This window comes from Streptomyces sp. KM273126, from assembly GCF_004337435.2.
Taxonomy (GTDB): Bacteria; Actinomycetota; Actinomycetes; order Streptomycetales; family Streptomycetaceae; genus Streptomyces; species Streptomyces acidicola.
In genome coordinates this window covers 2,625,608-2,644,836 of record NZ_SJXB02000002.1, presented here as the reverse complement: position 1 = coordinate 2,644,836, position 19,229 = coordinate 2,625,608, and the positions used below count along the sequence as shown (strand labels likewise).

General features: G+C 69.0%; 19 protein-coding genes and 4 pseudogenes. 13 read left to right on the top strand and 10 right to left on the bottom strand.

Translation table 11 applies throughout. The features are described from left to right. Position 1 precedes the first annotated feature (1 nt). Together E0500_RS44755 and E0500_RS42390 are read left to right on the top strand one after the other, a co-directional pair. Entirely contained in the window at positions 2–286 is a 285-nt protein-coding gene (locus E0500_RS44755; RefSeq protein WP_309505319.1) for a tautomerase family protein, read from the top strand. Further along, positions 283–1,326 carry an LLM class flavin-dependent oxidoreductase gene (locus E0500_RS42390; RefSeq protein ID WP_131559427.1) on the top strand — a complete coding sequence of 348 codons (1,044 nt, stop codon included), beginning with the start codon at positions 283–285 and terminating at the stop codon, positions 1,324–1,326. The genes E0500_RS44755 and E0500_RS42390 overlap by 4 nt, the downstream gene beginning before the upstream one ends. A gap of 1 nt (position 1,327) precedes the next feature. Here E0500_RS42390 and E0500_RS42385 read toward each other — a convergent pair whose 3' ends face one another. Both E0500_RS42385 and E0500_RS42380 read right to left on the bottom strand, forming a co-directional pair. Further along, a complete protein-coding gene (locus tag E0500_RS42385) occupies positions 1,328–1,558 on the bottom strand; it encodes a hypothetical protein (RefSeq protein WP_131559428.1) in 231 nt (76 codons plus the stop codon). A gap of 371 nt (positions 1,559–1,929) precedes the next feature. Further along, positions 1,930–2,370 (bottom strand): helix-turn-helix domain-containing protein, encoded by a 441-nt coding sequence (locus E0500_RS42380; RefSeq protein WP_131559430.1) that lies wholly within the window; start codon positions 2,368–2,370, stop codon positions 1,930–1,932. Between the two features lie 78 nt (positions 2,371–2,448). Here E0500_RS42380 and E0500_RS42375 point away from each other — a divergent pair, with 78 nt between their 5' ends. After that, the gene (locus E0500_RS42375) at positions 2,449–3,162 is read left to right on the top strand and encodes an SDR family oxidoreductase (protein ID WP_131559432.1); all 714 of its coding nucleotides are present in this window, start codon (positions 2,449–2,451) and stop codon (positions 3,160–3,162) included. Between the two features lie 155 nt (positions 3,163–3,317). Here E0500_RS42375 and E0500_RS42370 read toward each other — a convergent pair whose 3' ends face one another. Further along, positions 3,318–3,509, bottom strand: coding sequence for a hypothetical protein (locus E0500_RS42370; protein WP_131559434.1), 192 nt, complete (start codon positions 3,507–3,509; stop codon positions 3,318–3,320). Positions 3,510–3,523: 14 nt separating this feature from the next. On the opposite strand from E0500_RS42370, the pseudogene E0500_RS42360 reads away from it, so the two are divergent. Continuing rightward, positions 3,524–4,037, top strand: a pseudogene (locus E0500_RS42360) (Tn3 family transposase); the annotation flags it as partial. Between the two features lie 78 nt (positions 4,038–4,115). Here the strand turns inward: E0500_RS42360 and E0500_RS42355 are convergent. After that, a complete protein-coding gene (locus E0500_RS42355; protein WP_131559440.1) occupies positions 4,116–4,808 on the bottom strand; it encodes a TetR/AcrR family transcriptional regulator in 693 nt (230 codons plus the stop codon). A gap of 53 nt (positions 4,809–4,861) precedes the next feature. On the opposite strand from E0500_RS42355, the pseudogene E0500_RS42350 reads away from it, so the two are divergent. Continuing rightward, a pseudogene (locus E0500_RS42350) lies at positions 4,862–5,978 on the top strand (FAD-dependent oxidoreductase). A gap of 394 nt (positions 5,979–6,372) precedes the next feature. Here the strand turns inward: E0500_RS42350 and E0500_RS42345 are convergent. Then, positions 6,373–7,095 (bottom strand): dienelactone hydrolase family protein, encoded by a 723-nt coding sequence (locus tag E0500_RS42345; RefSeq protein WP_131559444.1) that lies wholly within the window; start codon positions 7,093–7,095, stop codon positions 6,373–6,375. A gap of 1,110 nt (positions 7,096–8,205) precedes the next feature. On the opposite strand from E0500_RS42345, the pseudogene E0500_RS42335 reads away from it, so the two are divergent. The 4 genes and pseudogenes from E0500_RS42335 to E0500_RS42320 all read left to right on the top strand — a co-directional run. Beyond that, positions 8,206–8,805 (top strand): annotated as a pseudogene (locus E0500_RS42335) (transposase); the annotation flags it as partial. Between the two features lie 150 nt (positions 8,806–8,955). Continuing rightward, positions 8,956–9,495, top strand: coding sequence for a DUF4232 domain-containing protein (locus E0500_RS42330; RefSeq protein ID WP_131559448.1), 540 nt, complete (start codon positions 8,956–8,958; stop codon positions 9,493–9,495). A 110-nt stretch (positions 9,496–9,605) separates the two neighbouring features. After that, entirely contained in the window at positions 9,606–9,923 is a 318-nt protein-coding gene (locus E0500_RS42325; protein ID WP_131559450.1) for a protein kinase domain-containing protein, read from the top strand. Positions 9,924–10,501: 578 nt separating this feature from the next. Continuing rightward, positions 10,502–10,852 carry a rhodanese-like domain-containing protein gene (locus E0500_RS42320; RefSeq protein ID WP_131559452.1) on the top strand — a complete coding sequence of 117 codons (351 nt, stop codon included), beginning with the start codon at positions 10,502–10,504 and terminating at the stop codon, positions 10,850–10,852. Positions 10,853–11,241: 389 nt separating this feature from the next. Here the strand turns inward: E0500_RS42320 and E0500_RS45680 are convergent, their stop codons facing one another. Further along, a complete protein-coding gene (locus E0500_RS45680; RefSeq protein ID WP_399120972.1) occupies positions 11,242–11,766 on the bottom strand; it encodes an alpha/beta hydrolase in 525 nt (174 codons plus the stop codon). A 152-nt stretch (positions 11,767–11,918) separates the two neighbouring features. Between E0500_RS45680 and E0500_RS45675 the strand changes: the two genes are divergently transcribed. Together E0500_RS45675 and E0500_RS42305 are read left to right on the top strand one after the other, a co-directional pair. Then, positions 11,919–12,173, top strand: a complete 255-nt coding sequence (locus tag E0500_RS45675; RefSeq protein ID WP_399120970.1) for an ATP-binding protein — start codon at positions 11,919–11,921, stop codon at positions 12,171–12,173. 523 nt (positions 12,174–12,696) lie between these two features. Beyond that, positions 12,697–13,578, top strand: coding sequence for an SDR family NAD(P)-dependent oxidoreductase (locus tag E0500_RS42305; RefSeq protein ID WP_131559453.1), 882 nt, complete (start codon positions 12,697–12,699; stop codon positions 13,576–13,578). A 458-nt stretch (positions 13,579–14,036) separates the two neighbouring features. On the opposite strand, the gene E0500_RS42300 is transcribed toward E0500_RS42305, so the two are convergent. Continuing rightward, on the bottom strand, positions 14,037–14,684 hold the full coding sequence (locus E0500_RS42300) for an HD domain-containing protein (RefSeq protein WP_131559455.1): 648 nt from the start codon (positions 14,682–14,684) through the stop codon (positions 14,037–14,039). A gap of 71 nt (positions 14,685–14,755) precedes the next feature. Here E0500_RS42300 and E0500_RS42295 point away from each other — a divergent pair, with 71 nt between their 5' ends. Next, positions 14,756–15,736, top strand: coding sequence for a GlxA family transcriptional regulator (locus tag E0500_RS42295; RefSeq protein ID WP_131559457.1), 981 nt, complete (start codon positions 14,756–14,758; stop codon positions 15,734–15,736). A gap of 22 nt (positions 15,737–15,758) precedes the next feature. On the opposite strand, the gene E0500_RS42290 is transcribed toward E0500_RS42295, so the two are convergent. After that, complete coding sequence (locus tag E0500_RS42290) at positions 15,759–15,959, bottom strand: hypothetical protein (RefSeq protein ID WP_165934861.1); 201 nt, start codon at positions 15,957–15,959, stop codon at positions 15,759–15,761. On the opposite strand from E0500_RS42290, the pseudogene E0500_RS42285 reads away from it, so the two are divergent. Continuing rightward, positions 15,934–16,171: pseudogene (locus E0500_RS42285) on the top strand (hypothetical protein); the annotation flags it as partial. The gene E0500_RS42290 and the pseudogene E0500_RS42285 sit on opposite strands and share 26 nt — an antisense overlap. Here E0500_RS42285 and E0500_RS42280 read toward each other — a convergent pair. Both E0500_RS42280 and E0500_RS42275 read right to left on the bottom strand, forming a co-directional pair. Beyond that, entirely contained in the window at positions 16,168–17,145 is a 978-nt protein-coding gene (locus E0500_RS42280) for a threonine/serine dehydratase (protein WP_131559459.1), read from the bottom strand. The pseudogene E0500_RS42285 and the gene E0500_RS42280 overlap by 4 nt on opposite strands. A gap of 536 nt (positions 17,146–17,681) precedes the next feature. Then, positions 17,682–19,160, bottom strand: coding sequence for a DHA2 family efflux MFS transporter permease subunit (locus tag E0500_RS42275; protein WP_131559461.1), 1,479 nt, complete (start codon positions 19,158–19,160; stop codon positions 17,682–17,684). Between the last annotated feature and the right edge of the window lie 69 nt (positions 19,161–19,229).

The window sequence follows — 19,229 nt, the reverse complement described above, 5'->3', positions numbered from 1 at the left end:
CGTGCCGCAGATCGCCATCACCCTCGCCGAGGGACGGACTCCGGCACAGATCCGGGACCTGATGCACGAGGTGCACGCCGCGGTCCTGCGCACCGTGAACACCCGGCCCGAGCACATCCGCGTCGTCGTCCACGAGGTCCCCCGCACGCACTGGGCCACCGGTGACGTCACCCTCACCGAAATGGACGCGGCCCGCGCACAGCGGTCCGGCGTGACCGCCGACGAGCACAGCGACCAGGGCGCCGCCCACCGCCCGGTCCCCACAGCAGACGAGGAGCAGTCATGAGGTTTTCGTTGTTCGTACACATGGAGCGCTGGGACGAGGAGGTCAGCCACCGGCAGCTCTTCGAGAACCTCTCCGAGCTGGCCCTGATGGCCGAGGCCGGCGGGTTCACCACCGTCTGGATCGGCGAGCACCACGCGATGGAGTACACGATCTCCCCCAGCCCGATGCCCCTGCTCGCCCACCTCGCCGCGAAGACCTCGACCATCCGCCTGGGTGCGGGAACCGTCATCGCCCCGTTCTGGCACCCGCTCAGGGTCGCCGGTGAATGCGCGCTGCTCGACGTCATCAGCAACGGCCGGATGGAGGTCGGACTCGCCCGGGGCGCCTACCAGTTCGAGTTCGACCGACTGGCAGGCGGGCTGCCGGCCGCCGACGGCGGAAAGCACCTGCGTGAGCTCGTACCGGCCGTCCGGGCGCTCTGGCAGGGCGACTACGCCCACGACGGCGAGATCTGGCAGTTCCCGACATCGACCAGCGTGCCCAAGCCGGTCCAGCAACCCACCCCGCCCATGTGGATCGCCGCCCGCGACCCCGCCTCCCACGACTTCGCCGTGTCGCAGGGCTGCAACGTCATGGTCACCCCGCTGATGAAGGGCGACGAGGAAGTCCGCGACCTCAAGCAGAAGTTCGACACCGCCGTGGCCAACCATCCAGAGACGCCGCGCCCCGACCTGATGGTCCTGCGGCACACACACGTCCACTCCCCCGACGAGCCCGACGGCTGGCGCCCGGCCGCGGAGGCGATCAACCGCTTCTACCGAACCTTCGACGCCTGGTTCGGCAACAAGACCACCCCGCGGAACGGGTTCCTCCCGCCCAGCCCGGAGTCGAAGTTCGAAGACCGGCCGGAGTTCCAACCGGAGTCGCTGCACAAGACTGCGATGATCGGCACCCCGGCTGAAGTCATCGAGCGGCTGCGCTCCTACGAGGAACTCGGCGTCGACGAGTACAGCTTCTGGATCGACACCAGCCTGCCGCACGAGGAGAAGCGCAAGTCGTTGGAGCTGTTCATCAAGGAAGTCATACCGGCCTTCCAGTGAGTCAGGGCCGTCCCACGAAGCCGCAACCAAGGAAGAACCGGACCTCGGTGAACACGACGCCAGCAATCAGCACCAAGGCCGCATGCGCTTGCCGGAGTTCACCGAAACCTTCGCCACGACCGTGATGCGCCGGCTCCCCGACCGCCACATCCGCCATTTCGACGGCGAGACCCACCTCGCGGCCGACCAGCCACTCGGCAGCCGGTCTCACCCACAGAATCAGCACCTCCACCCACAAAGCCCCGGACCCCGAACGCAAGACGAGCCTCGGCACCACGACGCGGGCCACCCCGGCAGCCACAACCAGCCCCGGGGCCAGCCGTGCACGCTGATCACCGGTACATCAGCGTGGGAAAACTCAACGCGGTGTCGCCGGACAGCCACCAGCGACACCGCGCGTCATTGACAGTCCGACCCCACACACGGTGGCCTCGGCGGACAGGCCTCAACGACGCCGGCCTCATCGACGTCTCCCGCGCCGTCCTCGACACCGCCGACGTCCGGGCGAAAGAGTGGCGAACACACAGCTCCACGCCCATCTGAAAGTCGAGCCAGTGCCGACCATGTGCTTCGGCGACTGGGCGTTGTGCAGCGCGGTCGATCTCATCGCGTGTCGTAGTGGTGGCGCGCGGTTTCGATCTCGTCGTTGTGGTCGGTGACCCATCGGGCGAGGGCGTAGACCGTTGCGCGCAGACTCTCGCCGAGTGCGGTCAGCTCGTATTCGACGCGGGGTGGGACTTCGGCGTAGGCGGTGCGGGAGACGATGCCGTCGCGTTCCAGGTGGCGCAGGGTGAGGGTGAGCATGCGCTGGGAGATGCCCGGGACCCGCTGGTGCAGCATGCCGAAGCGCAGGGGGCCTTGGCTCAGGAGGCCGATGACCAGGACCGACCACTTGTCTCCAATCCGGTCGAGGGTCTCGCGGAATCCGCGGCCGTTGTCCGGCCAGGTCTCGCATGGGTGGGGGATCTCGTCGGGCCAGGTCTCCTGCGAGTGCGGGGTGGGGGCGGCGGCGTGGTCAGGGTCAGCTGTGTGCTCTGCGAACATCGATGTGCCTTTTGTGAGGTCCTCGATACATCCCTACCGTGGGGTTACGCACTCATCGTAAGCATTCGAGGTAGCAGCATGTCTTCCCTCTCTTCCCCCCTTCCCACCATCGCGGTCGTCGGGGCCGGCCCGGGCCTGGGCCGCGCCGTGGCCCGCCGCTTCGGCACCGCCGGGCACCCCGTCGCTCTGATCGCCCGCAATGCTGACAAGCTCCAGGACGCCGCCGATGCCCTCGCCGCAGAGGGCATCACCGCCGGCGCCTACCCGGCCGACGTCACCGACGCCAAGGCCCTGACCGGCGCGCTGGAGGCGGCCGCCGAGGAACTCGGGCGGATCGGTGTGCTCTCCTACAGCCCGGCCCCCACGTTCCCCAACGTGGCCGGCCGGGTTCCCGATCTGAAGGAGCTGGGGTTCACCCCCGCAGCACAGACGACCCCGGAGTCGGTGCGGTCCATGTTCGACATGCTCGTCGGTGGTGCCCTCACCGCTGCCGCCGCAGTTCTGCCGGGCATGCGTGAGGCGGGCGACGGCGCCCTGCTGTTCACCACCGGCACGACCGCCCTCCTCCCGATCCCGGGGATGAGCAATTCCGGCATTGCCCTGGCCGGACTGCGCTCCTGGGCCCAGGGCCTGCACAACGACCTCGCCGACGAGGGCGTCTACGTCGGCCACCTGTGCATCGGTGTCCCGATCATTCCCGGTTCCGGTGAGGGCGACCCGGACGCTCTCGCCGAGCGCTGGTACCAGCTCGCCCGGGCGCGCGACACCTTCGAGACCACCGTCGGGTTCTGAACCGCTCCAGGACCGCCCCGGTCCGGTCGTTACTCAGTCGATGACTACACCGGCAACACCGATACTCGCGGCAAGGCGACCGGCGCCGACCATCGACGATGGCGCTCTGGACACGCTTGGAGCCCACCCCCAGTGGGCAGGCGGGGTGCCGGTGGTCAGCGGGGCGTGATGCCGTTGAACGCGATGTCGAGGAGGCGTGTGCTTGAGTCGGGGGCCGACTCGGCCGCGGTCGCGATGGCGTTGGCCATGATGAAGAGTTCCGCCGACTGCACATCCGCTCGGGCGGTGCCGTGCGCGCCGGCATTGGCGAGCAACTCCGCGAGGGCCCCCGTCGCCGGGTCGCTCACGGCTGATCAGGTTCCGCGCCTACGACCTGATCCGGATGCTGTCGCGCGACGGCCGACCCACCGGCCTGGGCGACGCGTTCGCCCAGGCCGGCCGGATCTTCAAGACCCTGCACCTTGCTGCAGTTCATCTCCGACGGCGGCTACCGCCGCATGATCGGCACCCAGCTCAACGTCCAGGAAGCCCGCCACCGCCTCGCGCGCCGGATCGCCTTCGGCAACCGCGGTGAGCTCCGCCAGCGCTACCGCGAGGGAGTGGAGGACCAACTCGGCGCCCTCGGCCTCGCCCTGAACGCTGTGGTGTGGTGGAACACCCTCTACCCGGCCGCCGCCGTCAAGAAGAGTCGCGCCGACGGGTTCCCCGCCACCGACGACATGTGTGCCCGGCTCTCGCCGATCGCCTACGAGCACGTCAACTTCCTGGGCCGCTACGCCTTCACCCGCGCCGACTCGTGCGCCGGCTTGCGGCCCTTCCACGACCCGGCCCGAGAAGCGGACGCTCCCGGCGTCCCGATGGCAGCACCAACGTGATGAAGTGGTGGCGGGGCAAGCCCGCACGGCCCGTGGACACCGACCCCGACCTCACTCACATGCGGCAAGAGCTGAGTGTCACGCGGGCGGCCGGGTGAGTTTGGCTGCCACGGCGTCGAGGACCCAGTCCAGGCCGGTCGCGAAGGATGCCTCGGCGTCCACGTCCGTGCCGTCGTACACGGCCTTGGTCAGCGCCGGGAAGCGACCCGTGGCCAACATTCTCGTCACATGCGGGCCGGAGGCGCGCTGCCAGTCGCGCTTGGACAGGCCCGTGGCGCGCTCGGCCCGCAGGTTCGCGATCTCGCGCCTGATCGCGCCGGTGAAGTAGGCGCTGACAGTCTCCACGGCGCGCATGACGGTGTCGAGGTCGGCGAGACCGTCGAGGGCGGACAGTGTGGCCTCGGCCACGGCGAGGCCGTTCGGGCCCAGGGTCGGGCGGCCGCCGAGCAGGTCGGCCAGCCATTCGTGACGGAGAGCGGCCTGTCTGGTGCGGTGGGCGAGGATGCGCAGCGCCTCCCGCCAGTCACCGGGCTGCTCCTCGGGGAGAATCTCGGCTTGGACCTCGTCCACCATGAGGTCGAACAGCTCGTCCTTGGTGGAGATGTATCCGTACAGCCGCATCGGGCCGGCATTCAGCCGGGCGGCTACCTTGCGCAACGACACGGCCTCCAGCCCGCCCTCGTCGGCCAGCGCGATGGCGGCGGCGACGATCCGCTCCCGGTCGAGCGGCACGGGTTGAGCCGGCGGCTCCGGCCGGTCCCACACAGTCATGGTCACACCGTTCTGTTGCGATGCATCGTCATGCGGAAATACAGTGTATCGCCATGAGACATCGTATCGCCGTGGTCGGGAGCGGCCCTGCCGGCCTCACCTTCGCCCGTGTCCTGCACCGCCATGATCACCCCGTCACCGTCCTCGAACGCGATCCCGCCCCGACGCCCGCCCCCGGGCGGCACGCTGGACCTGCACGAAGGGCTCGGCCAGCGCGCGCTGGACAAGGCGGGGCTGCTGGCGGAGTTCCAGGCGCTGTCCCGTCCCGAGGGCCAGGCCATGCGCATCCTGGACACGGACGGGACCGTCCTGCGCGACTGGCGACCCCGTCCGGGTGACCGGGCCAATCCCGAGATCGACCGCGGGCAACTCCGTGACCTGCTGCTCGGCCCTCTCGACGTCCGGTGGGGGCGGGGCGTGACGCAGGTGGTGCCTGGGACCCGGGACGGCGTACGGGTCCGTTTCGCGGACGGGCGACAGGAGACGTTCGACCTCGTGGTCGGCGCGGACGGCGCCTGGTCCCGGACCCGTCCGGCGGTCTCGTCGGTGACGCCGCACTACACCGGCGTCACCCTGGTCGAGACCTCCCTGGACGATGTCGACACCCGCCACCCCCGCCTCGCCCGGTTGATCGGCGACGGTTCCGTGGCTGTGTACGGCGTGAACCGAGCCCTCGTCGCCCAGCGCAACAGCGGCGGCCACGTCAAGGTGTACGCCCAGTTCCGCGCGCCGCTGGACTGGCACACGAACCTGGACCTGGCCGACGTCGAGGCCGTGCGATCGAGTCTGCTGGCTCTGTTCGACGGCTGGGCCGCTCCCGTCCTCGACCTCCTGCGCCACGGCACCGCTTTCGTCCACCGCCCCCTCTACGTCCTGCCCGTGTCCCACACCTGGACCCACGCCTTCGGGGTGACGCTACTGGGCGACGCCGCCCATCTGATGCCCCCGCTGGGGGCGGGCGCGAACCTCGCGATGCTGGAAGGCTCCGAACTCGCCGAGTCCATCGCCACCGGCCCTGGAGATTTGGACGAGGCCGTCCGCGCCTTCGAGGAACAGATGTGGGCACGGGCCGGCAGGTGGGCGAAGATCACGACGGCCGGTCTGGAACGCCTCGTGAGCCCGGACCCCGCCGAAGCCCTGGCCCTCTTCGACCAGGTCCAGCACTCCTGACTGCCAAGCGCGAGAGCACCAGCACCAACGGCTCGCCACGGCTTCACGGGACAGTACGGCACTGCCACGGTCCCTTCCGGCAAAACCACCGTCAGACGAACGCACGGACGCCTGCACCGAACGCAGCCCTCAGCCCGCTACCGCCAAAATACGGTCCGATCTTCCTCGCCGGCCGGTACAGGCCGAGTGCCTCACGGCGTGGTCCCGGCTGATGGCGGCGCTGCTGGCCGAGCGCCGCCCCGACCGGCCGGTACCGCCGATGGCCGGTACCGCCGCGACCGGGGCGGTTGTGCATCTGCCGGCCGCCACATCGAGGAGGGCCGGGACCTGTCCTCGACAAGCGGCATCCTGGCCTGCACCGCCTAGCGTCTGCTGCCGGCCTGACGGCTCAGCCTCACTTCAGGTGCCGGCCGAAGAACCGGTCCCCGTCCTCCACCTCGAACCACGGGGTGCCGGTGTGCCCGCCCATATTGGCGTGCAGCGTCTTCTCCTTGGTGCCGAAGGCGTCGAACAGGTCCAGGGCCCGCTGCCGGGGGTTCCCTTCGTCGTCCCACTGCAGCAGGAACAGCAGCGGGATGGTGACCCGCCGGGCCTCCTCGCGCTGGGCGCGGGGCACGTAACCCCCGGCGAAGAAACCGGCGGCCGCGATGCGCGGCTCGGCCACCGCCAGCCGAATGCCGACGGCGGTCCACCCCGAGTAACCGACCCCGCCGCCGATCTCGGGCAGCGACATGAGGGCGTCCAGGGTGGTCCGCCATTCCGGGACCGCCTTTTCGACCAGCGGGCCGATGAAGGACTCGAAGATCTCGTCGACCGGCTCGCCGGCCTGCATCGCCCGGCGGAGGTCGGCCCGGGCCTGCTCGTCGGCGGCGGAACGGGGCCGGTCACCGCACCCGGGGGCGTCGATGGCGGCCACCGCGTAGCCGTACGCCGCGGACTGCCGGGCCCGGGACACCAGCCGGGGTTCCCTCTTGGGCAGGCCGTTGTTGTGGGCCATCAGGATCAGCGGGGCCGGTGCGGCGGATCCGGGCGTCCAGAGGGTGCCGGGAATCTCGCCGAGGGTGAATTCGCGTTCGAGGACGCTGTCGTCGAGGCGCTGTTCGGAAGTGAATTGCATGGTCGTGCCTTTCGGGAGTGCTCTTGAACGGCGCTCCCGGACGACCTATCGCCCGACCATGACCCCGGAGGGGAGCACCCATGTCGATACGTTCACGGGTACCACCTCCTCGTTCTCTCGCACGGCCTCCGGAAACGTAGCAGCGGTCGCCGTGGTCCGCCAACAGGTTTTTGCGGAGGCTCTGGGGCGCGCCGCGAAGGCGGTCACGCTCAGCCGGCAAGATCCAACGGATTCACCGCCACTCGCTCGACAAGTGCAGAGAATCCATGGAGACGCCACTGGTTTGCCGACAGCCGCTGACGCGCTGCCGCCTGTAGTTCAGAGCAGGACGGTGTACATCTTCGTCGTCAACTGCCCGCCGCAGCCGCCCGACAACAGCCCGCACCAGAACGTAACCCCCGGTGCCGCTGCGGGAAGACATCCACCTCGATCGCCTCCAACGGCAACAGCAGCGGCACCTCCGACTCCGCACCCCCCAACACCGCCGTCTGAACACACCTCGTATCCCCTGCAACGAGACCCCCAACTCCTCAGCACGGAAGCCCTGTTCATCCATCGTGCCACCGACCCAGCACCGATAGGCCCGCTCGGTTCCAGGCAGCCACCGAAGCGCCCCGCCAAGGTTTGGGAACCATCCCCGTGCCTGCGGGGATGGTCCCGTCCTGGTCATCATCGACCTGAAGAAGATCGAGTGCTCCTCGCGGACGCGGGGATGATCCCGCGTGCCGCGCGTGGCCTGCTCCTCGCGGACGCGGGGATGATCCCGCGTGCCGCGCGTGGCCTGCTCCTCGCGCGAGCGGGGATGGTCCAGGACCGATCGACCTGCCGAACCTGCCGCAGGTTGGTTCTCCAGTACGCCGCTACCAGCAGGATGCGGTCCTCCAGAGGCAGGCTCCACGGCCGGCCTCGACGGCCTCGTGACCGGTGTGGTCGTGGCCTGGCGCATGCCCGCCCCCGCTCCCGCAGCGGACATGCAGAAACAGACCGGGTGACCTTCGCCCCGCCCGGGGTCTGCCGCCCCGACTGCTGAGGCGGCACACCCCGGCGGGGATTGCTGGTCAACGCCCTCTACAGCCGAGCGAAGGTCACGTGCCCGTCCTGCCCTGGGCCTACGACGAGGCCATCGGCCTGGACCTCGAGAACCTCGTGGTGGACGGTTGCCTGGTGAAAGCCCCTGGCAGCGGCCAGAACACCGGGAACAGCCCGGTGGACCGAGGCAAGAGCGGTCTGAAGCGCTCGGTACCGGTCGACGGTGGAGGCTTGCCACCGGGGTGGGTACTGGCCGGCGCGAACCGCAACGACTCACCGCTACTGCGCCCCACCCTGGAGCCCCTGCGCCTGTTCGGGTTCCGTCTGCCACCGGCGATCACGGTGCACCTGGACGCCGACTACGACTCACAGCCCAACCGGGCGCTGCTGGAAGAACTGGGCTGCACTGGGCGGATCACCCCGAAGGGGCAGTTCGTACCGATGAATTACACCCACCGGTGGGTGATCGAGCGGACCAACTCCTGGCTCAACAACCGGGAGTTCAAGGCTTTCGCGATCGTGATCGACCGGCGCGCGGTGGTGCAGGACGCGTGGATGGCGTTGGCCAGTGCGGTCACCGTTATCCGCAGACTGCTACGCCAGGCCTGGACGACCTACCGATGGGATACCCGCCTGAGCCGACGGCGTCCCCACGACGCCACGACGGCCCGCACCGCATGAGTTCTCGTACGCGGCCGCGGTTGGGAGCCGGGCTGACGGAAAAATGTTCTTCGGCACACCGAACCTCCCCCGGACATTGCACATCTTCAGGTGCGTAGGCGCGCACTGACCTCGTGCGCCGATTCTTATTCGAGGGGAACCCGAAACTTCATGAAGAGCAAGCTGACCGCCGTGGCTCTTGCGGCGATCGTCGTCGCCGGCACTGCCGCTGCCGCCATCCCGGCCTCGGCCGCCCCCAAGGCCGAGCCGACCCGCTGCCACACCGCTGACCTGAAGGCCGGCTTCGCCATGGGGGATGACGCGAAGCCGGAGATGGAGCAGACCGAGAAGCAGACCCAGGCGTACATCTGGTTCACCAACCAGAGCGAGCGCACCTGTACCCTGTCCGGCTTCGCCGGTGTCGACATGATCGGCGCTCAGGAGACCGACGGCACCTGGTCGCTGGCGCGTTCCTCCAAGACGCCCGGAAAGTTGGTCCTGGAGCAGGGGGACACGGTGGACTTCAGCATCACCCTGCTCCCGGTGGCCAAGTCCACGCCGCAGAAGGAGAAGTTCGTTCCCGCGAAGTTCCTGGTCACCCCGCCGAACGAGACGGAGCACTTCACCCTGAAGTGGCCGTTCGGCGGCCAGATCCTCAAGCAGGACGGCGCCACCCGCCCGGCCACCTACCTCAACCCGATCGGGCTGTAACCAACTGGACAGCCGCTGAGCTTCCCTTCAGCGTCGCTGGTGGCCACCGCAGGACTCCCGGAATGAGTTGAAGCCTCCGGGTGGTGCGGTGGCCACGTCTGACACGCGGCATGCACCGCCACCTGCAATTCCTGGTCATGGAGCACGTCGAGGGCACCAGCCTCGCCCACTACCTGCACTGTCAAGGCCCCCTGAACCTTGACCGGGCCCAGGAGATTGCCCAGGAGATCTGTGCCGCCCTCGTCGCCGCACACGAGGCGAATGTCGTCCACTACGACATCAGGCCCTCCTACTTCATGCTCACCGCCAACGGCTCCATCAGGGTCGTGGACTTCGGCATCGCAGGCTTCACGCACACCTTCACCGTTGCGCCAACAACCGCTCTCTGCCCGGTCGGACCCGCCCAGTACGGAGCGCCGGAACAGTGAGCGGTACATCAACGCCTCACCAACCTCCGTACGGAAGCTACCGGCCACGAGGCTGAGACCAAGCCCGTGCCGCCGCCTGCGTCGACGCGCAAGCTCGACCCTCTGCGTCCGCCAGTTCCCGACACAGCTGACAGTGCGAACGCCGGGCCGGGATCCCAGTGCCCGTCGGGCGGACCACTTGGGGCAGACGGGTGAGTTCAGCGGGGCAGGGTCTGTTTGGGCAGGGACGGTTCCTCGCACCGTTTCAAGCCAGACTGAAACACGGGAGGCGTGATTGCGTCGCAGTCTGCTGACGGGAGTGAAGGGCACCCCACGCATGAGTTACAGTCAAACTGAAACGTTCGTGACCGAGTGAGGTGCCGTGACCGTCCCGCCCCAGCCCACTGGTGCCACCTTCCTGCTCGCCGCACCAGGGCCCTTCTGATGGATCTCTGCGGGAGAAGAAGCGGCGTCCGGTGTGTGCTCTCGGCGTGCCAGGCGGAAGCCACGGCCCATCCATGTCATGGCGGGCATCGTCTCCAATCCTGTGCCGAGCGGGCCACTCACGGTGACCGCGTACGACGGGAGGCACGGAGCGCATGAGTCTCCGGCACTATTTCCGACGGCCGCCGGCCGTCACCGCCGCCGAGGCGGTCCGCCTTGTCGCGGACGGCGCGCTCGTCGTCGACGTCCGCCGCACGTTCGAGTGGAACCGTGTGCACATCCCGGGTGCCGTGCACATGCCGCTCGAAGTGCTGCCCGAACGCTGCCTGGAGCTGCCCGACGACTGCCTGCTCATCACCTTCTGCACCGGCGGTATCCGCTCCGCCGGTGCGGCGAACCTACTGGTGGAGAACGGCTTCGACGCGGTCAACATGAGCCGCGGCCTCGTCGACTGGCGCACCGTCGGCGGACCCCTCATCACCGGTGAGGGGCATCCGCCTCCGTGAACTTCTTCAAGCGACCGCATGCCGGTCGATACCAGCAAGGTTGGCAAGAGTCCCGTATGAGTGGCCAGGCCCTGCTGGGCGATCACATGCGAAGCCGGATGACCGGGGCTGCCGCCTGGGCGGTGCCGAGGAAGACGTAGCCGCGCTGGTCGTAACACAGGGCGCTCATAGTCGTCGTATGACGAATTGCGCACGCCGCCCGTCGGCCTACGTATGGGGTCGGCGTCGGTTCACCATCGCCGCTGCCTGCACCCTGGCAGCGGTTGCACTGCTCACCGCCCGCCTTCCGCAGGCTCGGACAGCAGCGAGGGGGACGGCGCCGGACGGCACCCCGAAGCGATGACGTGACCTCTGTGACCAGATCCGGACGGGCAGAGCAAGAAGGAGTCTCAGGCTCCGCAGGACGCCTGGGGGCGCCGCTCGTGCGGACAGGACCCTGCGATGTCGTCGTCGGCGAGGGGGAAGACCTTGCCGCAGGCGTCCGGGACGGATGGCGGGCAGCAAGGTCGGTCGCGGGATACAGCAGCCACTGCCCCGCCGGGACCGGGCCGTTCTCTCGCTCCGCAGCGCGGCGGACGGTCACGGCGGCGAGCATGGCCCCGCACTGTCGCCGCCGACCACGATCCTGTGCGGATCGATGCCGAACTCCTCGGCCGTGTGACAGCGTTGCCGAACGCGGACAGCGCGTCGTTCGCCCCGGCAGGGAACGGGGCATCGGGGGCGAGCCGGTAGTCCACCGACAGCACGCGGTGACCCGAGTGCTCGGTGAGAAAGCGTCCCACGTGGCCGTATCCGCTGCGGCTGCCTGTCACCCGGCCTCCGTTGTGGGGGAACAGCAACGCACCCGATGTCCCGGGCGGGAGACCGGCACACAGGAGGTTGCCTCCAGGGCGTTCGGTCCACTTTTCAGGCATGTCGGACGCCGTCACGGCCCGCGTCGGCCGCCTTCCGGCACGCAGCTTCGGCGTATTGTGCTCCAGCGTCGCGCGGTACAGCTCCGGTGGGTCGTCGACGACCAGTGCCGAATCGCGGCCTCCAGGGAGCGGATCGGCAGCCGCGTGTCGACGTGAGTGACTCACCGTCGACAACGGCCTCCGGTCGTGCCATTGCCGACCGCATCAGATCCGGCAACCGGCCAGGCACGGCAAGCGGCACCGGCATCAGGCGGGCTGAGAAGTCCCGCAGCAGGCGCACCGGAGGCAGCGGCCTCGACCTGTCCATCGTCCGGCGGCTCGTCGAGGCCCACAAGGGAACGGTCTCCGTGACGAGCGCGCCCGGCACGCAGACGGTGTTCACCCTGCGGCTGCCCGCTGATCGGTAGGCGGGGGTGGCCGCGGGTTGCGCCGAACCGGCAACTCGTTGAGTGGCGTTATGCAGTTCCACCTGTCGAGGAACGCGAGCAGGGTGCCGGTGAGCCGACGCTGTCCCACTCGCTGCCTGGCGGCTGGTGTCTGAGCTATGACTTTGGGGCCATATCGGACTGGCCGCCACAATCATCGCCCTGCCACTGACCACTTTGTTCCCCCTTTCCGAGGTTGAAGTTTGACTGCAACCAAGTTTCATGCAGACTGTAACCCGTCAGGAGATAACCACGTCGGTAAATGCCCACACGCCCAGGCCACGCCGCCTGCACCGAACCACGCGCCCGGGGCGTCGACGCGCGAGGTGGCACTCAACCGTGTCCACCACAGCGAGGACCACGATGTGACACGCCATCACCATGCGCTGCACCGTTCCCACGGGCCGATCGCACGAGGGCCCCGACGTGCCACAGAAGGTCACCGAGCACAGCTTGTTGCATCCCGGAGTGTGCCCCGTCGTAGCGACAGGGAGAAAGAGGAACAATGAACCGGCGCGCGCTCGTCACAGCGGGAACTGGCGGAATCGGTCTGGAGACCGCGGTGGGCCTCGCCGCGGCCGGATACGCGGTGACCGTGGTCGGCCGCGATGCGGTACGGGGCGGCAGCGCCGTCGAGCGCATCAACGCCGTCGGCACCGCCACGGAGGCCCGGTTCGTCACCGCCGATCTCACATCCCTGTCGGAGGTACGGGATCTTGCCGACCGCGTGGCGGCGGACGGTGCCCTGAGCGTGCTGGTCAACAATGTCGGAGCGATGTTCGACGACCGGCGCGTGACGCCGGACGGCATCGAGGCGAGCTTCGCGCTCAACCATCTCAGCCCCTACCTGCTGACGGAGTTGCTGCTCCCCGCCCTGCGCGCCGGCGCTCCCAGCCGCGTCGTGAACGTCACCTCCGGCTCGGTCCGCATCCCCACTGGCCGCATCGACACCGCCGAGCAGCAAGGCGGGTACTACGGCCTCCACGCGTACGGCCGCGCAAAGCTCGCCAACCTCGCCTACACGCTGGACCTGGCGCAGCGTCTGAAGGGCGACGGCATCTCCGTGTTCGCCGCCGATCCCGGCGGCGCGGTCACCACCATGACCACCCGGACCATGTCCTCGTCCCGAGTCGTCGCCCCCTGGCTGCGGCCCTTCTGGCCGCTGGTCCACAAGGCCTTCCAGCGCACCACGTCCGGGACACCGGCGCAGGCCGCCCGCTCGTCGGTCGCAGCTGCGACCGACCCCGCCCTCGCCGGCCGGCCGGGACTCGTCGTCGGCCCTGACGGCCTGCCGCTCTCACCACCGCGCCGTGCGACCGACCCCCGCCTGGCCGAGGCCGTCCGCACACTCAGCCAACGCCTCGCGCCGCCGACGGACGGAGACTGATGGCAGCCCCGGCCCGCTGACACGTGGCCGTGGCTGGCACACGTCAGCGGGCACCACGTCCCCGTCTCGCCGTGGAGCTGACCCACCACGTCCGCAACACCATCTCTTGAAGTGCTCTCCCGGCTGAAGCCGGGAGATTCCCTCCTACCTTGCGGTGGTGGGCTTGACGCCTCGTGGGCGCCTGACGACTGCCCTTCCGGCAGCCGGGACACCGGTCGGCGTGTGAGGCCCCTCGGTCGGATCTTTATGTCACAAGACCGTTCCTACCAGGGGCCTTACGGCTGTGCGGGCTTGGAGACAGTGGGGGCGCGGCATAGCCCATCGATCACAGCGAACGACGACCAATTACCGGGAAAGGCTCAATGCCGGCCGACGGTCGCCCAGGCATCTGCCGCAGGGGGGATCCCCCGGCCGATGAGTTCTTTCGAGCCGGGAGATGCCCTGCCGATCACGCAACCTCAGACCGCGCCCCACCGGGACACGAAGCTCAGGTCGAACCCGTGAACGGAACGGTAGAAGTAGTCCGCGGTCGACAGATGCGGCGCCTTGACGGGGCGGTTGCGCTCGGCCTGTTCGATGATCAACTGGCCGATGGCCGTGTTGATGTCCAGACGGGGGAACGCTTCATTGATCACAGCGGCCTCCTCGTCGGAGAGGAAGTCGGACTCGTATCCGAAGTCGACCCCGGTGCCGGCGCTTGCGAGGTCGCAGACGATACTGCGGCGCTGTGTGATGCCAGGGCTGGTGTGGAGCGCGATCGCGTCCCAGACGACGTCCCTCACCTCGGACGGAACCCCATGGCGGGCCAGGAGTTCCACGGCCATGTCGGCGCCGGCGACCTCGAAACGGTCCGGCCGGGCCTCGCCCTGGTCCGACAGGCCGAGGTCATGCAGCACCGCCGCGAAGAACAGCGCGTCGTCGTCGTAATCGACATCCCGGCGCAGTCGGCGGAAGTCGGCGACCTTGAGAGCGAAGACATAGCTGCGGAGGCTGTGATGCGCGATGGAGGGGGCCTCGAGCTCAAGGACATGCTCGACGACGGCTTGGCGGAGGGGCGAGGAGGCGAGGTCCGGAAGGGACAGCCCTGATGCGTTGCTGATGGTCATGCAGCCACAGTGGCTGACCCTGGCATGGCTCGACGACTGGCAGGACTGCCATTCAGCGATAGGTTCTTGACATGACAGGTCATCGCGTCTCGATCCTCGCTCTCGACGGGGTGCTCTCCTTCGAACTCGGTATGCCGCTCACGATCCTTCAGTCCCTGGGTGACCTCTACTCGGTGTCCGTGGCGACACCGACCGAAGCGGGTGTCACCACGGACAGCGGACTGCGACTCTCCTCGGCCGGTTCGCTGACGGAGTTGGCGACGGCAGACACCGTCATTGTCCCCGCCTACGCGTTCGAACGCGGCATCCCGGAGGACGTCGCCGAGGCGCTGCGCACCTGCCACGAGCGGTCCAAGCGGGTGGTCTCACTCTGCGTGGGCGCCTTCGCACTCGCCCAGTCCGGCCTCCTCACGGGACGGAGGGCGACGACCCACTGGATCCAGACGGAGCGCCTCGCCCGGGAACACCCGGACATCACCGTCGACCGCAACGTGCTCTTCGTCGACGAGGGGACCGTGCTCACCGCCGCCGGCACCTCCGCCGGAATCGACCTCTGCCTGCACCTGGTCCGCGAGGACTTCGGAGCGGCCACCGCCAACCAGGCCGCGCGCAACACGGTGGCCGCACCCCACCGCGTCGGCGGACAGGCACAGTTCATCGAGCATCATCTCCCCGCCGCCGTCGGTACGTCCCTTGCCGACACCCGCACCTGGGCGCTGAAGCACCTGGCCGAACCTCTCCTGATCCGCGACCTCGCCGACCACGCGCACCTGTCCCAGCGCACCTTCATCCGCCGCTTCATCGCCGAGACCGGGCTCCCCCCGATGAAGTGGCTCCAACTGGCGCGGATCGACCATGCCAAGCAACTCCTCGAACGCAGCGACGCAACAATCGACACGATCGCCCGTCTCAGCGGTCTCGGCACGGCAGCCAACTTCCGCACACACTTCACCCAGCACTGCGGACTGCCCCCTTCGGCATACCGCGGCATGTACTCCCGCGGCGGTGCCAGACCGGCGTCGCCGGAGCAGCCGACATCTCGTGGTCGTTGACGTTCATGAGCGAGTCGGCAGGTCAGGCCGCGCTGGGGATGAGGGTGATGTTGCGGCCGATGGTCTTGAGCCAGCCGACACGGGTGCGGGGCCAGGGCGTGACGATTCGCTCGTAGAGCTGAGGGAGGTATTGCCGCGGGCGGCGGACGGAGCGGCCGCGCCGAGGGCGCTTCTGAACCAGGGGTTTTCCCTTGCCAGTCGGCCGGGTGGTGATGATCGCCACCCAGCAGTCGGCCCTCGCCCTGGGCGGGGCCACCCTGGGCACCCCGTTCCTGTCCGGTCCTGTCCGTGGTCCCGGACATGGGCATGCGCGACGCCCTGGCCTGGCCACTCCTGGCCCAACTCGCGGGCGTGGCCGTAACCGCCCTCTGCCTGCGGCTGCCGCGCAGGATCGGCTGGGGCGGCGCGGCAGAAGTGGACCGTGATGGGGGCTAGTGAACCGCCGGGGAAGCCGTGCGTGCCGGGTCCGGGGCGAGCTCTCGCAGGAGGCCGGGGGAGAAATTGCCGCCGGTGAGGATCGTGGCCAGGGAAGCCGCACCGAGGTCGTGGCGCAGTGCGGCGGCGATGCCGACCGCGCCCGAGGGTTCCAGGATCAGGCCCAGGGTGTCCCGCACCAACCGCAGCGCCCGCCGGATGTCGTCCTCGTCGACGAGGAGGACCTCGTCGACGACCTCGCGCATCCAGGCCACCGCCGCGGGCACCGGCACCCGTACGGCGATGCCGTCCGCGATGGTGTCCACCGGGCCGGTGGCCTCGGGCACGCCGGTGCGCCAGCTCGCCGCCATGGCGGGGGCGCCCGCCGCGCACACCCCGATGATCCGGGTACGGGGTGAGCGGGCCTTCGTCCAGCAGCCGATGCCGCTGATGAGTGCACCGTTGCCGACCGGGACGACGATCGCGTCGAGAACGAGCGGGGCCAGTTCCACGGCGATGGTGCCGGCTCCCTCCGCGATGAGCGGCTCGTCGCCGTCCTCCACGAAGACGCACTCCGGGCGGGTGCCGGCATACTCCCGGGCCGCGTCCTTGGCGGCGTCGAAGTCGGCGCCCGACAGCAGGACTTCGGCGCCCAGTTCCCGCATCCGTGCCACCTTGTTGGGGTTGGCGTCATGGGCGGCGAACACCGTCACCGGGATATCGCGGGCCCGGCCGACATACGCCATGGCCTGGCCGAAGTTGCCGGCCGAGGCGCAGACGACATGCCGCGCGACCGCCGCTTGCCGCAGAAAGAGGTCCACTCCGCGGCCCTTGAAGGACCGGAGCGGGTTCAGTGTCTCCAGCTTGACCACGGTGTCCCGGCCGAGTGCGCGGGAGAGCGAGGTGTCCGAGAACTGGGGAGTGTGGAGGAAGGCGGGGTCGATGAGCCGGGCGGCCCTGTCGATGCCGTCAGGAGACAAACGCGTTACGGTCATGACTCACCCTAAGCCTTCACTCGACGTGTCGGAGGCGTGGTTCCACAAAGGGCGCCGCCGGCCGTTGAAGCCGACGAGACGCGAGGCCGGGCGGGCAATGGCGGCGGAGCGGGTCCGCTGCTTCTTCGACCGCTTTGGTAAGACGTGCGGCTCGTTGAGGATCACGTTGGAATCATGGGAGGAGGGTCGGCAGGTGTCGGCCTGCAGGGCGGCAAGCCGCCTCGTCGGCGCCGTCCGCTGACCCGTCCCGGTAAGCGGAAGATCACCCCTGACTGCGAAAGTGCCACCTTGGTGGGTGACCGGCACAGCTGGAACGCCAGATCACGGGTGGTCCGGTTGCGGCGGTCAGCAGGTGGCAGCGCCTCCGGTGCCGATGTAGATCGCGGCCCCGGTCGTAGGCCTGGCCCTGTCGCGCCCGTGCCCGCGCTGCGCCACCGCCATGTGGTGGCGAGCGGTCGGTCGACGCGGGCATTGACACGGACGGCAGGTGCGGTCCCCTGTGGGGCAGGCTTCCGCGGCCAGTGCGGGGCCCGTCCTCAGGGTTCTGTCTCCTCCGTCCCGTGTGCACTGTGCGTTCGGGCGAGGGGCGCCAGTCCCGCCAGTACCAGGCCGACGCCCGTGGTACATGCGAAGGCGACTCGCAGTCCGGTTGTGTCCGGAGCAGTACCGGCTGAGGCGAGGGTGGCGATCGTGACGGATGCGGCGGTGCCGAATCCGGCTGCGGCTTGTTGCAGGGTGTTGAGAATGGCGCTGCCATGGCTGTAGAGGTGCTCCGGCAGTGCTGACAGCGCTTCGGTGATCAGCGGCGTCATGAGGAAGGCGACTCCGGTCATGAACAGCACGTGGACGCCGATCGCCGCGGCCAGACCGGTGCCGTTGCCGAAGGTTGTGAACGCGGCCAGGGCTGTGGCGATCGTGATCGCCCCGGGAACCACGACGGAGCGAGCGCCGACGCGGTCATAGAGCGTTCCGGCGGGGCGGCCGAGGATGCCGAGCATCAGTCCGCCAGGCAACAGTGCCATCCCGGCGGCGAAGCTGGTGTGGCCCAGCACTGTCTGCAGGTAGAGCGGTAGCAGCACGGAACCAGCCACGATGAGTGTCAGGAACATCAACGCCGCGAGCACCAGAGCCACCGAGAATCGACGGAGTGCCAACGGGCGAAGGTCGAGCAGTGCACGATCGGTGCGTTGCAGGCTCCGTTGCCGCACCGCGAAGAACAGCAGCGCGCCTGCTCCGGCTGCCGCCGGCCCCCATACGTCGAACGGTATGGCTGTGCGTCGTTCTCCCAGGGCGGACAGACCGTAGAGGATCCCACCGAACCCGATCACGGACAGGGCGAGGCTGGGCAGATCCAGCGATACGACGCGCAGTGGGGAGGGCGCCCGCACGACGACGGCTCCCACCGCGAGGGCGGCCAGCGCGAGAGGGAGCGTGATCCAGAAGATCCAGCGCCAGCCGAAATTGTCGATCACCGCGCCGCCGAGTGCGGGGCCCAGGGCGGGTGCGACGGCGACGACGATCGACGTGGCGCCCATGGTCGCGCCACGGCGGTGCGCGGGCACGTATCGCATCACCGACGTCATCAAAAGGGGCACCATCGTCGCGGTTCCCCCCGCCTGCACGATCCGTGCGGTCAGGAGCAGACCGAATCCCTGGGCGAGCGCGCCGATCAGCGCTCCCGCGCTGAAGACGGTCAATGAGCCGATGAAGATACGCCGCACGGAAAACCGGTCAAGCAGGTATCCGGTGACGGGCAGCACGATCGCCATCGCCACGAGATACCCGCTGATCACCCACTGCACGGTTGCCGTGGTCAGGCGCAGGTCTCGGGTGAGCGCCGGCAACGCAACGCTGAAAACCGTCTCGTTGAGGAACATCACGAATGCTGCCACCACGAGCACACCGATGAGCAGTCCGGTTCGGTCCTCCTGTCGTGCAGGCGGTGTCGTAGCCGCGCTTATGCTGCTCACCACTGCGCCACCCGTTCGCGCAGGCCGTTCACGGCATGGCTGCATCGGAGTACCAGGTCCCCGGCGCTGCCCGGGGCGGCCTGAACAGCGTTCAGGCCGCGCGTATCGGTCACC